General features: G+C 52.1%; 13 protein-coding genes. 5 read left to right on the forward strand and 8 right to left on the reverse strand.

Translation table 11 applies throughout. From position 1 onward, the window contains the following. Nucleotides 1–9 precede the first annotated feature (9 nt). A complete protein-coding gene (locus LY264_RS15360) occupies nucleotides 10–1,164 on the forward strand; it encodes an MFS transporter (protein ID WP_048226945.1) in 1,155 nt (384 codons plus the stop codon). 194 nt (nucleotides 1,165–1,358) lie between these two features. Here the strand turns inward: LY264_RS15360 and LY264_RS15365 are convergent, their stop codons facing one another. Then, nucleotides 1,359–1,580 (reverse strand): hypothetical protein, encoded by a 222-nt coding sequence (locus tag LY264_RS15365; RefSeq protein ID WP_045378298.1) that lies wholly within the window; start codon nucleotides 1,578–1,580, stop codon nucleotides 1,359–1,361. 97 nt (nucleotides 1,581–1,677) lie between these two features. On the opposite strand from LY264_RS15365, the gene LY264_RS15370 reads away from it, so the two are divergent. From LY264_RS15370 to LY264_RS15385, 4 genes are all read left to right on the forward strand, one after another. After that, nucleotides 1,678–1,905: a hypothetical protein gene (locus tag LY264_RS15370; protein WP_240498907.1), complete on the forward strand. Its 228-nt coding sequence runs from the start codon at nucleotides 1,678–1,680 to the stop codon at nucleotides 1,903–1,905. A gap of 79 nt (nucleotides 1,906–1,984) precedes the next feature. After that, entirely contained in the window at nucleotides 1,985–3,301 is a 1,317-nt protein-coding gene (gene shiA, locus LY264_RS15375; protein WP_048226947.1) for a shikimate transporter, read from the forward strand. 118 nt (nucleotides 3,302–3,419) lie between these two features. After that, on the forward strand, nucleotides 3,420–4,874 hold the full coding sequence (locus tag LY264_RS15380; protein ID WP_048214453.1) for an AMP nucleosidase: 1,455 nt from the start codon (nucleotides 3,420–3,422) through the stop codon (nucleotides 4,872–4,874). 15 nt (nucleotides 4,875–4,889) lie between these two features. Next, entirely contained in the window at nucleotides 4,890–6,668 is a 1,779-nt protein-coding gene (locus tag LY264_RS15385) for an aminopeptidase P family protein (protein WP_048226949.1), read from the forward strand. 55 nt (nucleotides 6,669–6,723) lie between these two features. On the opposite strand, the gene ptsG is transcribed toward LY264_RS15385, so the two are convergent. From ptsG to fabF, 7 genes are all read right to left on the reverse strand, one after another. Continuing rightward, a complete protein-coding gene (ptsG, locus tag LY264_RS15390) occupies nucleotides 6,724–8,157 on the reverse strand; it encodes a PTS glucose transporter subunit IIBC (RefSeq protein WP_003836725.1) in 1,434 nt (477 codons plus the stop codon). 416 nt (nucleotides 8,158–8,573) lie between these two features. Then, a complete protein-coding gene (locus LY264_RS15395) occupies nucleotides 8,574–9,371 on the reverse strand; it encodes a metal-dependent hydrolase (RefSeq protein ID WP_048214455.1) in 798 nt (265 codons plus the stop codon). Between the two features lie 10 nt (nucleotides 9,372–9,381). After that, nucleotides 9,382–10,386, reverse strand: coding sequence for a DNA polymerase III subunit delta' (gene holB, locus LY264_RS15400; RefSeq protein ID WP_071692204.1), 1,005 nt, complete (start codon nucleotides 10,384–10,386; stop codon nucleotides 9,382–9,384). Beyond that, nucleotides 10,383–11,024 (reverse strand): dTMP kinase, encoded by a 642-nt coding sequence (gene tmk / locus LY264_RS15405; protein WP_048214457.1) that lies wholly within the window; start codon nucleotides 11,022–11,024, stop codon nucleotides 10,383–10,385. Before tmk ends, holB begins: the two co-directional genes overlap by 4 nt. After that, nucleotides 11,014–12,036 (reverse strand): cell division protein YceG, encoded by a 1,023-nt coding sequence (gene yceG, locus LY264_RS15410; protein WP_048226954.1) that lies wholly within the window; start codon nucleotides 12,034–12,036, stop codon nucleotides 11,014–11,016. Before yceG ends, tmk begins: the two co-directional genes overlap by 11 nt. Nucleotides 12,037–12,038: 2 nt before the next feature. Continuing rightward, entirely contained in the window at nucleotides 12,039–12,848 is an 810-nt protein-coding gene (pabC, locus tag LY264_RS15415; protein WP_048226955.1) for an aminodeoxychorismate lyase, read from the reverse strand. 135 nt (nucleotides 12,849–12,983) lie between these two features. Further along, nucleotides 12,984–14,225 carry a beta-ketoacyl-ACP synthase II gene (fabF, locus tag LY264_RS15420; RefSeq protein ID WP_003036260.1) on the reverse strand — a complete coding sequence of 414 codons (1,242 nt, stop codon included), beginning with the start codon at nucleotides 14,223–14,225 and terminating at the stop codon, nucleotides 12,984–12,986. Nucleotides 14,226–14,309 lie beyond the last annotated feature (84 nt).

Here is a 14,309-nt window from a genome sequence, read left to right on the forward strand (position 1 = left end):
TAAAAAACCATGCCATTAGTCGTATATATTTTAGGGTTAGCCATTTTTTCATTAGGTACAGCAGAGTTAATGGTAGCGGGTATGATGACCACGCTATCTGAAGCATTTGGTGTTACAGTCGGCGAAGTTGGGCATTTGATTTCATATTATGCATTCGGTGTAATGCTAGGTGGCCCTGTATTAACCTACGCCTTTCTTAAATTTAAAGCACCCTATCGTTCAACGTTATTATGGCTGTTAGGGTTATATGTTATCGTACAAGGATTAAGCGTCTTTGTCTCCGATTACAATGTGTTAGTTGCTATTCGAATCATGACAGGAATTTTGTGTGCAGGGTGTTTAAGTCTTTCACTCGCGACAAGTATGGCTCTTGTATCTGTAGAAAATCGCCCTCGTGCCGCATCAATAGTGATAGCAGGTTTTATGGTATCCAATGTCTTTGGTGTACCTATCGCGACAATCATTGACCAGCAATGGGGCTGGAAAATGAGTTTTGGGCTGGTCGCGATCCTGGTTTTCATATGCCTGTTAGCATTAGTACGATTATTGCCACATATGAGCGGCGGCAGTGCTATTAAGATGGCTGAAGAGATTAAGGCATTTAAAAACAAAGCCTATTGGAAAGCCTGTGCAACCAGCTGTTTGATTTTGGGCGCAAGTTTTGCGGCATTCAGTTATTTTGTTCCCATGCTGACTGATGTCAGTGAATTTACAATGCAGACGGTCCCCTTCATTCTAATGCTTTATGGGCTAGCCAATATCATCGGTAATATGGTAACGGGACGTCTTGCATATCGCCATAGTTTAGCTGTTATGGTTGTCGGCTTAACAACATTGAGTATTTCTTTGCTCGGCATGGCACTATTTGTTCAATATCAGATTATTGCTATTCTGGCTGTCATACTCATCGGTTTGTCAGGCGTGCCAATGAATCCGGCAATGATGGCAAGAATTGTCAGCGTGGCACATCCAGGACCAATGGTCAATGCCGTTCATACTTCCGTTATCAATATTGGATTAGGTGGCGGTTCTTATTTAGGTGGAATGGCAATTTCATCTGGATTCGGTTTGCGTTCAGCTTTATGGATTGGAATGGTATTAGCGGTTATGGCCTTATTATCCGTATTACCTTATATCCGTCGTAGTAAACAAGGCTGGAGTTAATAGGTTCTGAAGATAAAAATGCCCCGATTACAAAAATCACGGGGCGTCGATTTAGCCGTTATATTTTATTCAAAACTCACTGACTGCATGTCGCTCAAAGTTGCCCCTCAGCGCCACGCCAGGTGCGGAGTAAACGCATCCGTGTAAGTGCACAATTTTCATGTGCCATTTAAGCAGCGTGTTCCCATCAACATTCAGTCAGCTTTATACGCCTGCCACTCGCGCCAGACATTCTCAGGATCAATATCGCGGTAGCCACGCTCTCTGATTATATCCTCGGCTGCTTCGGCCGGCAGGCGGATGGCTGTAGCGCCATCGCGGATGGACTCAACCTCATCGCGGGTCAATTCCCGTCCCATGTCCTGTTCTTTATCAATCAGGACTACGATCAACGCAGGGATAAAAACAATCTTCATACTGATAAGCCTCTGAAATGTTCGCATACCACTGTATCACTGACAGTTTTGATATGATTCAGCAATCGCCAATTTATTACCAGGACGGGAATCATTCATGACATTACAAATCCGTGAAGCCACACCGGCCGACGCGATGTTGCTTAATGCGCTGGGCTACCGCATCTACTGCGCACACTTTGAACAAAAGGCACCAATTTTTGAACACCCTGCTTTCGCAGCAGTTTTTTGCTTTTCTGTTTTCTCATTCGTCTTATTTTTCATGTTGCCATCAGATGAGGGAGATAATCGTTTTCACTTCCCGTCTGTCGCGGTAATCTCATAACGGTCGTTAATATTGCGACTGCAATGTGTGTAACCCAACTCAAATACTAATAACTAAAAACAGTACAGACAGGATAACTATGGATTCCTCCCTCACCTCCACGGGTCCCCAACAGGACGCCTCTTCACTTAACCGCGCCCGACGCGCTGCGCTTGGTAGCTTCGCGGGTGCCGTGGTCGACTGGTATGATTTTCTGCTTTACGGCATCACTGCCGCACTGGTCTTTAACCGCGAGTTCTTCCCGCAAGTCAGCCCGGCAATGGGGACACTTGCCGCATTTGCTACCTTTGGCGTCGGATTTTTGTTCCGCCCGTTAGGCGGGGTGATCTTCGGCCACTTCGGCGATCGCCTGGGGCGTAAACGTATGCTGATGCTCACCGTCTGGATGATGGGGATCGCCACTGCACTGATAGGGATTATTCCTTCCTTTGACACCATTGGCTGGTGGGCTCCCGTTCTGCTGGTGACGCTGCGTGCTATTCAGGGATTCGCCGTTGGCGGTGAATGGGGCGGCGCGGCGTTGCTCTCGGTCGAAAGCGCGCCGAAAAATAAAAAAGCCTTCTACAGCAGCGGTGTTCAAGTCGGTTATGGCGTCGGGCTACTGCTTTCTACCGGTCTGGTCTCGCTGATTAGCTCGCAAACCACCGATGAGCAGTTCCTGAGTTGGGGCTGGCGTATTCCATTCCTGTTCAGCATCGTGCTGGTATTGGGCGCGTTGTGGATGCGTAACCGAATGGATGAATCAGCCGAATTCGAACAGCAGCAGCAGGCAGCGCAACCAGAGAAAAAGAGACTACCGGTAGTCGAGGCGTTAATCCGTCATCCAGGTGCCTTTTTGAAAATTATCGCTCTGCGCCTGTGTGAACTGCTGACGATGTATATCGTCACCGCGTTTGCCCTAAATTACTCCACGCAGAATCTGGGCTTACCTCGCGAACTGTTTCTGAATATCGGCTTATTGGTAGGTGGACTGAGCTGTCTGACCATTCCCTGCTTTGCCTGGCTCGCCGACCGCTTTGGTCGCCGGCGCGTTTACATTACCGGCGCACTGGTCGGGACGCTCAGCGCATTCCCGTTCTTTATGGCGTTAGAAGCGCAATCCATTTTCTGGATCGTGTTCTTCGCGATTATGTTGGCCAACATTGCACACGATATGGTGGTCTGCGTGCAGCAACCTATGTTTACCGGTTTGTTTGGCGCAAGCTACCGCTACAGCGGCGCTGGCGTTGGTTATCAGGTAGCAAGTGTGGTTGGCGGCGGTTTTACCCCCTTCATTGCTGCTGCGCTGGTAACATTCTCCGGCGGAGACTGGCACAGTGTGGCCATTTATCTGATGGCGGGTTGTCTTATTTCCGCCACTACAGCATTGCTGATGCGGGATAAGCAGCACGGTTAAGCCCGGGTGCGGAGGCCGTCCGGTCTTCGCACAATCTTCCTCAACGTCTGACTTTTGTTTCACATTCCTGTGACATACTATCGGGAGAGCAGTACATCTGTGGAACAAGGAGACAGACATGAACAATAAGGGCTCCAGCCTGACCCCGGCTCAGGCACTGGATAAACTGGACGCGCTGTACGAGCAGTCGGTTAAAGCACTGCGTAGCGCCATTGGTAAGTATATTGAAACAGGGACGCTCCCTGACGTAATTGCCCGCCATAACGGTCTTTTTGTTTACCCATCACTGTGTGTCACCTGGGATGGCAGCGCCACCAATCCCCCGAAAACCCGCGCCTATGGTCGTTTTACCCATGCGGGCTGCTACACCACTACGATTACCCGTCCGTCGCTTTTTCGTCCGTATCTTGAAGAACAACTCACGCTGCTGTATCAGGATTATGATGCGCATATCTCCGTTGAGCCGTCGCAGCATGAAATTCCCTATCCGTATGTCATTGACGGTTCTGAACTGACACTCGACCGCTCGATGAGCGCCGGCCTAACGCGCCATTTCCCCACTACCGAGCTATCACAGATTGGCGATGAAACAGCCGACGGTATCTATCATCCGGCGGAATTCTCCCCGTTGTCGCACTTCGACGCCCGACGAGTAGATTTTTCGCTGGCGCGACTGCGCCACTACACGGGAACACCGGTTGAACATTTTCAGCCGTTTGTGCTGTTCACCAACTACACCCGCTACGTCGATGAGTTTGTGCGTTGGGGTTGCAGCCAGATCCTCGACCCGGACAGCCCGTATATCGCGCTTTCTTGCGCGGGCGGGATCTGGATCACCGCTGAAACTGAAGCGCCTGAAGAAGCCATCTCCGATCTCGCCTGGAAGAAACACCAGATGCCCGCCTGGCATTTAATTACCGCCGACGGTCAGGGAATCACGCTGGTTAATATCGGCGTTGGCCCGTCTAACGCCAAAACCATTTGCGATCATTTGGCCGTACTGCGTCCTGACGTCTGGTTGATGATTGGTCACTGTGGCGGGCTGCGTGAAAGCCAGGCGATTGGCGACTATGTTCTGGCCCACGCTTATCTGCGTGATGACCACGTACTGGATGCCGTACTGCCGCCAGATATTCCAATTCCGAGCATCGCGGAAGTGCAGCGCGCACTGTATGACGCTACCAAAGAAGTCAGCGGTATGCCCGGCGAAGAGGTTAAACAGCGCCTGCGTACCGGTACCGTCGTCACCACTGACGATCGCAACTGGGAGCTACGCTATTCCGCTTCTGCGCTACGCTTTAACCTCAGCCGCGCGGTGGCTATCGATATGGAAAGCGCCACCATCGCCGCCCAGGGATACCGTTTCCGCGTTCCGTACGGCACGCTGCTGTGCGTTTCCGACAAGCCGCTGCACGGTGAGATCAAACTGCCGGGTCAGGCCAACCGTTTTTATGAAGGTGCCATTTCTGAGCATCTGCAAATAGGTATCCGGGCTATCGATCGTTTGCGTGCTGAAGGCGACCGACTGCACTCCCGTAAATTACGTACATTCAACGAACCGCCGTTCCGTTAAGACCTGAAGGTAACTATGCACAACTCAACTCCTCTTTCCGCCCTGCGCAACCTGCTGATAGCGCAGGGGCTGGATGGCATGATTGTTCCGCGCGCCGATGCTCATCAAAGTGAAGATTGTACGCCGCATGACAATAAACTGGCCTGGCTGACCGGTTTTAGCGGCTCTGCTGGCCTCGCGTTGGTCCTTCGGGATCGCGCGTTAATGTTTGTCGATGGACGCTATCAGGTCCAGGTACGCAATGAAGTCTCGCTGGATGATTTTGAAATTCATCATTTACACGATGAGCCGCTGGCCGACTATTTGCAGTCTCATGTTGCAGCAGGTACACGTATCGGCTTTGAACCAATGCTGATGGTCAATAGTCAGTTTGAAGCACTGTCGGCAACCCACTGCGAGCTGATGCCTCTTGAGCAAGATCCTTTTGACCAGGTATGGCTAGACCGTCCGGCAGCACCCTGCGGCATCATTCGTGAAATGCCCATTGAAATCAGCGGGGAAAGCAGCACGCAAAAGCGTGCCCGCGTCGTGGAACAACTCGCTCAACACCAGGCTGACGTGCTGGCAATTACCCTGCCGGATAACATTGCCTGGTTATTGAATGTGCGTGGTTCGGATCTGGCCATGGTACCAGTGCCGTTTTCGTTTGCCCTGCTCCATCGCAGCGGTGAGCTGGAATGGTTTGTGGATAGCAATAAAACGCAACAGCTCCCCTCATCACTGCTGGATACGCTTACTCTGGCCCCGCAAGAGAATTTTCTGACTCGCTGCCAGCAATTAGCTAATGGGAAGCGTTTCCTGGTCGATAAAGACTACGCCCCGGTCGCATTGCGTTTTGCCATTGAAGAACACGGTGGCAACGTTCTTTGGGCGCCCGATCCCATCACTCTGATGAAATCCCACAAAAATGACGTTGAACTGGCAGGCTATCGTGAATGCCATGAACAAGATGGCGCAGCCTGGGTAAACTTCCTTGCCTGGCTGGCCCATGAAGTTCCTTTGCGCGAAGCCGCAGGCAATCCGGTCACCGAGCTGGAAGCGCAGGCCAAGCAACTGGAATTTCGCCAGCAGCAGCCGGGATTTATCGAGCAAAGTTTCAGCACGATTTCGGCCTCTGCCAGCAATGCCGCAATGTGTCATTACCACTCCAGTGAAAAGACCAATACGCCAATTACCTCGCAGGCCATGTATCTGAATGATTCCGGTGGCCAGTACCACAATGGTACGACGGATACGACGCGTACCCTCGCATTTGGCCCACAGGATCCGCAACGTCGCCTGCATTACACCGCCGTGTTGAAAGGCTTTTTGTCGCTTATTTCGCTGCAGTTTCCCAGCGGGACTCAGGGCCATCAACTGGATGCTTTTAGCCGCCGGGCGTTGTGGGAGCTGGGACTGGATTTTGATCATGGCACGGGACACGGCGTGGGTCACCAGTTGCTTATTCATGAGCAGCCACATCGCATTGCCAAAAAAGTAAACCCGTGGCCACTGGTCGCAGGCAACATCATCACCATCGAGCCAGGTTATTATCTGGCTGGACAATATGGGATCCGCATTGAAAATCAAGTGGAGATTATCAACAGTCGTCCTGGTTTCTGTCGTTTCTCAACGCTGACGCTGGTACCGATTGATTTGAATCTGGTCGAACTGCATCTGCTGAGTGATGCTGAGAAACAGTGGATTGATGATTACCACCAGCAGGTCAGAGAGACGCTATCCCCGCGCGTGAACGCAGAGGCTCGTCCCTGGCTGTTCGCTGCCACCGCACCGATTCGCGTTCAGGCTAATTAATGCAATAAAAAAGGCAGCCCGCAGGCTGCCTTAGTTCTCCCCAACTTCTTACTGCTTAGCTGTTACGGATGTACTCATCCATTTCAGTTTTCAGGTTATCGGACTTAGTCCCGAAGATAGCCTGAACACCGGAACCAGCTACCACAACGCCTGCCGCACCCAGTTTCTTCAGGCCAGCCTGATCCACTTTAGCAACGTCAGCCACGCTGACACGCAGACGAGTGATGCACGCATCGAGGTTAGTGATGTTTTCTTTACCGCCGAATGCAGCAACCAGAGCCGGAGCCATTTCACCGGTCGCACCTGCTTTGCTGTCTTCGGTAGCATCTTCACGACCTGGCGTTTTCAGGTCCAGCGCTTTGATCAGCACACGGAAGATGGTGTAGTAAACAATCGCATAACCGATACCGACAATCGGGAACAGCCACAGCTTGCTGCTGTTACCGGACAGAACGATAAAGTCGATCAGACCGTGGGAGAACGACGTACCGTCGCGCATACCCAGCAGGATACAGATCGGGAATGCCAGACCAGCCAGAATCGCGTGGATGATGTACAGGATCGGCGCCACGAACATGAAGGAGAACTCGATCGGCTCGGTAATACCGGTCAGGAACGAGGTCAGCGCCGCGGAGATCATGATACCGCCCACTTTCGCGCGGTTTTCTGGTTTAGCAGAGTGCCAGATAGCGATAGCAGCAGCCGGCAGACCGTACATTTTGAACAGGAAGCCACCGGACAGTTTGCCCGCAGTCGGGTCACCCGCCATATAGCGAGGAATATCACCGTGGAACACCTGGCCCGCAGCGTTGGTGTACTCACCGATCTGCATCTGGAATGGAACGTTCCAGATATGGTGCAGACCAAACGGTACCAGGCAGCGTTCAATGAAGCCATAGATACCGAACGCTACGACCGGGTTCTGGTATGCAGCCCACTGAGAGAACGTCTGAATCGCAGTACCGATCGGTGGCCAAATGAAGGACAGAACCACACCTGTGAAGATGGCAGCCAGACCAGAAATGATAGGAACGAAACGCTTACCCGCAAAGAAGCCAAGATACTCAGGCAATTTGATACGGTAGAAACGGTTGAACATATACGCTGCAATCGCACCGGAGATAATCCCCCCGAGAACACCCGTATCAGCAAGGTGTTTAGCGGCGATCTCTTCAGCAGGTAAATGCAGAACCAGCGGCGCAACAACAGCCATGGTCTTAACCATGATGCCGTAAGCAACAACGGATGCCAGTGCAGATACACCGTCATTATTAGTGAAGCCTAACGCAACACCGATAGCAAAAATCAGCGGCATGTTCGCAAAAACAGAACCGCCTGCTTCTGCCATTACGTGCGATACAACGGCTGGCAGCCAGCTGAAGTTAGCGGAACCGACGCCCAGCAGGATACCTGCAATCGGGAGTACGGATACCGGCAGCATCAGCGATTTACCGACCTTTTGCAGGTTAGCAAATGCATTCTTAAACATAATTAGGAGTGCTCCTGAGTATTTGTGCTTATACACTTCATCCTTCAAACCGCCTCAGCGCGGGCTGCGCTCGTTCATCCCAGACACTTACTCTAGTAAGCTCCTGCAATTCACTCACTTGCCGCCTTGATGCAGCTTGATTGACTTTGTGTATTCTACGTTCTCACGCATTGGCGAGGGGGGAGAACCTCGCCGTGTACAGGGCATCTAAGTACCCTTTATTTATTACACAGAGTAAAATAATTCAGTTTGTTTTTGTTTGACGGCTATCACAGTTCAGTCGTGAATGGCCGCAAAATCCGCACATTCCGATAAAATGAGTTTCTGAATGTGTCAAACTGATTATTCACCGCCCATTTTGTGGCGGTGAACTTTACTCGCATTAGTGATTAATTACGAGCTTTAAAAAAAGTCAGTTAACGAACAGATTGCAGGCGAGAAGCGTCGATGTGAAACAGGCGGGCAAAGTTATCAGTGGTTGCCTGCGCCAGTTCTTCAACGGCAACACCTTTCACTACGGCCAAGTACTCTGCAACGTCACGAGTCATGGCGGGCTGGTTCTCTTTTCCACGATGCGGTACAGGCGCAAGGTAGGGAGAATCCGTCTCGACCAATAACCGGTCCAGAGGAACATAGCGGGCGGCATCACGGAGCTGCTCTGCATTTCGGAACGTGACGATGCCGGAAAACGAGATATAGAATCCAAGGTCCAGCAATTTGCCCGCCGTTTCTCTGTCCTCTGTAAAACAGTGTAGTACGCCGCCACAATCCGTCACTTTTTCTTCGCGCAGAATAGACAGCGTATCGGCTCGCGCATCGCGGGTATGCACGATAACCGGCTTCTGTAACTCACGGCCGATCTGAATATGGTGGATAAAAGATTCCTGCTGGCGCACCTTTGTTTCCGGCGTGTAAAAATAGTCCAGCCCGGTTTCTCCCATCGCCACAACCCCCTCTTCGGCGGCAAAACGACGCAGGTCCTCAACATCATAGGTTTCATCCTGATTTAACGGATGCACGCCGCAGGAGAAAACCACATTATCACGCTCACCGACCAGTTCGCGCATACTGCGATATCCTGGCAGAGTGGTCGCAACGGCAAGACAGAATTTCACATCACGTGCGGCCGCTTTCGCCAGCACGTCATCCACGTCCTTATGCAGAGATTGATAATCCAGGCCATCAAGATGGCAGTGTGAGTCGACTAAAAACATAATGTCTCTCTCAAAGATGGGGAACAGGCAGTACGGTGCCTGGTTGCAGGTAATGCTCAATACGAAGAATAAGATCGGTTAACACCAGCTCACGGTTTACGCCTGTTACGTTCAGCAGTTGCTGACGACAATGACAAACGTCACCGAGTATCGCCTGTATCTGGGCAACGGATAACCGTTCTGCGATAGAAGATATCAGGTCCAGCGCATCAGGATTCGTTAAATGGGAAACCCCATACGGACGTTTCAACGCATCCATCAACAACGTTGCCAGCCAGTGCAAACGGGCGGCAGCCTGATCGTGGTTTAACGCCGCGAGCAAGATATACCAGTCGCCTGCATTTAATGTGTTCCCCAGTGCCGCACAAAAATCTGTGCGGTGCGCCCAGCTTTCAGCCTGTAACAACGTAAGTGCCGCGCCAGGCGAACCAGCACTCAGGCGTAACGCGCTAAGCAGCGCTTCTGGAGACGCGGTCACTTCTCGGGCAAGCCAGGAGATCGCATACGACTCAGCCGGTGGCGCAAGATGATGTAACCGGCAACGACTGCGTAATGTCGCCAGCAAGCGAGCTGGCTCTGTGCTGGCGAGGAAAAACCAGGTTTGTGCCGGGGGTTCTTCCAGCGTTTTCAGCAAGGCGTTGGCGGCGGCATCGGTTAACTGGGCAGCATCCGGGATCCACACGACCTTCGCACCGCCGAGACGCGAATGCTCGTACAGCTTTTCACTGACTTCGCGTACCGCATCAACCCCCAGCGTGCTTTTGCCTTTTTCCGGCAGCAGCGAATAGTAGTCAGGGTGCGTCCCCGCCTGCATTAGCTGACAGCCGCGGCACTGTCCACAGCTTTTATGCCCTTCCGGCTGCTGGCACATTAAATAGCGGCTGAGGGCGTAAATCAGCGCGTCGTCGCCCATTCCGGGTAACGCCTGAATCAGTAACGCATGGTGACCACGACCCGTCTGGTAGCTGGCTACCAGTTTTTCAAAATCCGGTCGTAACCATGGGTACCATTTCATGCGCCCTGCTCCTTCACCCATTGGGTGATGGTATGACGGATATCAGCCATCACAGCCTCCAACGGCTGCGTAGCGTCTATAGTACGAATGCTGGCGTCTTTGGCAGCCAGCTCAAGATAGCGCGCGCGAGTACGATTAAAGAAGTCGAAAGATTCCTGCTCAATACGATCCAGCTCGCCGCGGGCACGGGCACGCTTCAACCCGACTTCTGGTGTCACATCCAGATAAATCGTCAGGTCCGGGCGAAAATCACCAAGCACCGCATCGCGCAGGGTTGCCAGCATATTTTGATCGATACCGCGTCCGCCGCCCTGGTACGCCTGGGTCGACAGATCGTGACGATCGCCAATTACCCACGCGCCTTTCGCCAGTGCAGGTTTAATAACGGTTTCGACCAACTGTACACGCGCCGCGTAAAACATCAGAACTTCGGCTTTGTCGGTAATGACCTCGTCACCGACCGATTTAATATCCAGCACCAGACTTCTTAGTTTCTCAGCCAGCTGCGTTCCACCAGGTTCACGGGTGAAAACCATGTCACGAATACCGAGTTGCTCAAGTGTCTCCACCACCACGTTACGCGCGGTGGTTTTTCCGGCGCCTTCCAGGCCTTCAATGACGATATAGTTACTGCCCATTTTTTTCCTTAAGCACTTTCAGGTAATCCTGCACGGACCGGTTATGGCTGGCAAGATTGGTGTTAAACGTGTGGCCGCCTTTACCGTCAGCCACAAAATAGAGATACGGCGTTTTTGCCGGATGCGCCGCGGCCTGCAATGAAGCCTCTCCCGGCATGGCAATCGGGCCAGGCGGCAGTCCCGTAATGGTATAGGTGTTATAGGCGGTCGGGGTGTCTAAATCCACACGCGACAATTTGCCATTATACCGTGTACCCATCCCGTAAATCACGGTCGGATCGGTTTGTAAACGCATACCGATACGTAAGCGGTTAATAAAGACCGAAGCCACCTGGTCGCGCTCGCTGGCAACCGCAGTTTCTTTTTCAATAATAGAAGCCATGGTTACCAGCTGATTTTTGTCCTGATAAGGCAGGCCATCAGCGCGCCCCTCCCAGACAGTATCCACCGCTTTAACCATTTTCTGATGCGCGCGTTTTAGCAACGCTACGTCAGTAGTATTGGCGGTATACATCCAGGTATCTGGCCAGAACCAGCCTTCTACCCATTGCGGGTTTTCCAGCTTAAGTTCCTCGGCCACGGTCTCATAGCTATCGTCGCTTAACGTATGTTTGATATACGGGGCATCACGCAGCTGTTTGAGGTAATCGCTCAGGCGCATCCCTTCAACCAGACGTAACGGGAACTGCGCCTCTTTGCCGCTTTCCAGCAGTTGCAGCATGTCCCGCACCGTCATGTCAGGCGTGAAGCGATATGTTCCGGCCTTAAAATGCGACAGCTCGGGCTCCACACGCAGCAGCCACTGGAACAAGCGCGGACGATTGATAACTTTGTCTGCATACAGCTGTTCGCCGAGAGCCAGACGGCCCGTCCCCGCTTTCAGCGTAAAAATCGTTTCTTCTTTAATCAATAATTTGCTGTCCGCCAGATGACGAACTTTCCACATTCCCACTCCAGCGGCAATGCCCAGCACAACCAGCAATAACAGGACAACAAGTAACAGTTTTTTCATGACTAATTCGGGTGCTCACAAAGTGGGGCTAAATAATCGAATAATAAACGTGAAGACAACAACGTGTCGCCACAGGTACGCACGGGAATAACCGGCATTAATGCGTTACAGACGACGATTTCATCGGCTTGCATAACCTCGTCCAACCCGGCATACACTTCGACAAGGCTGAACGGTGATTGTGCCAGCATACGGATACAGAATTGTCGCATAATGCCGTTCACTCCGGCCTGATCCACCCGGGGAGTGTAAACCACATTGCCTTTACGCCAGAACAAATTAGCCGCACAGCATTCCGTAACCCATCCCTCGCTGTCAAGAACCAGCGCTTCATCAGCATCCGTCTGCTCAAGATGAGAGCGAATCAATACCTGCTCCAGACGATTCAGATGTTTAAGTCCGGCAAGCAGTGGATTACGGCCCAGACGCACTGGACTCAACGCCAGCGTAATCCCCTCATGGCGCCATCGATCGTAATGATCGGGCCAGGCTGAAACGGAGAGGATGCGTGTGGCACTATGACAATTTTTGCCACTGTAACCCCGGCCTCCACTGCCACGGCTGATAATCACCTTCAACACACCGCGTACGTGCCCTTTCGCCAGCATTTTCATTTCATTTTGCAGCTCGAACCAATCTTCAAAAGAGATCAGCAGTTTTTGGCAAGCGTCTTGTAAACGCTCAAGATGCGCTGCAAAGAGAGGGATTTCACCGTCGATAATACAGGCAGTGGTAAAACAGCCATCACCAAATTGGGTCGCTCGATCGCTTGCGGCCAGCATATCTTGCTCGCAGCCATTAATTAAGAACATGGTGGCTCCTTATTTCTGGTCCGCTAGTTTGGCAGGATGAGTAACACAGGACAAGGGCGGAAAACCGAATAAAAAAAGGCCCGACAAGCGGACCTTTTCAATTTGCTATCGATGCTAGCGCATCACCTGACGGACTTAAATCTTTTTAAAGATCAAAGAGCCGTTGGTACCACCGAAGCCAAAGGAGTTACACAGCGCATACTCCAGACCACTAACCTGACGCGCTTCGTGAGGTACGAAGTCCAGGTCACAACCTTCATCCGGGTTATCCAGGTTGATGGTTGGCGGAATAGCCTGATCGCGCAACGCCAGGATAGAGAAAATTGACTCTACCGCGCCCGCCGCACCCAACAGGTGTCCGGTCATGGATTTAGTGGAGCTTACCATTACACGGCTTGCCGCATCGCCAAAGACAGATTTCACTGCCTGGGTTTCCGCTTTATCGCCCGCTGGGGTGGACGTACCATGTGCGTTGACATAGCCAATCTGACCCGCTTCGATAGCCGCATCGCGCAGTGCGTTGACCATTGCCAGCGCAGCGCCTGCACCGTTTTCCGGTGGCGACGTCATGTGGTAAGCATCGCTGCTCATACCGAAGCCAACGACTTCAGCATAGATTTTTGCACCGCGCGCTTTCGCATGCTCGTACTCTTCCAGTACCACCATGCCAGCGCCGTCGCCCAGCACAAAACCGTCACGCTCTTTGTCCCATGGGCGGCTTGCCGCTTGCGGATTATCATTACGCGTAGACAGTGCACGTGCCGCGCCAAAGCCACCCACACCCAACGGCGTACTGGCTTTTTCAGCACCACCCGCAACCATCGCGTCTGCGTCGCCGTATGCAATGATACGTGCGGCATGACCGATGTTATGCACGCCTGAAGTACAGGCGGTCGCGATGGAGATGCTTGGCCCTTGCAGGCCGTACATGATGGTCAGGTGACCAGCCACCATGTTAACAATCGTCGACGGAACGAAGAACGGGCTGATCTTACGCGGTCCACCGTTTACCAGTGAGGTATGGTTTTCTTCGATAAGACCGAGACCGCCAATACCAGAGCCGATAGCGGCGCCAATACGATGAGCGTTCTCTTCCGTAATTTCGAGGCCAGAATCCTGCATGGCCTGAACGCCAGCGACAATTCCATATTGAATGAAGGCATCCATCTTGCGCTGTTCTTTGCGCGAGATAATGTCTTCACAGTTAAAATCCTTTACTAAGCCAGCAAATTTCGTTGCATAGGCGCTAGTATCGAAATGGTCGATCAGGCTGATGCCACTCTGACCGGCAAGGAGAGCTTTCCAGGTAGACTCTACGGTATTGCCGACAGGAGACAACATGCCCAGTCCGGTCACAACTACACGACGCTTAGACACGGTTGTCCTCCAGGGAGGGAAAATAATTCAAGTGGGATAAAAAGATAAAACTCAGGCGGTCGAATGACCGCCTGGAGATGTTCA

This window comes from Citrobacter portucalensis (assembly GCF_023374935.1).
GTDB classification, from domain to species: domain Bacteria; phylum Pseudomonadota; class Gammaproteobacteria; order Enterobacterales; family Enterobacteriaceae; genus Citrobacter; species Citrobacter portucalensis.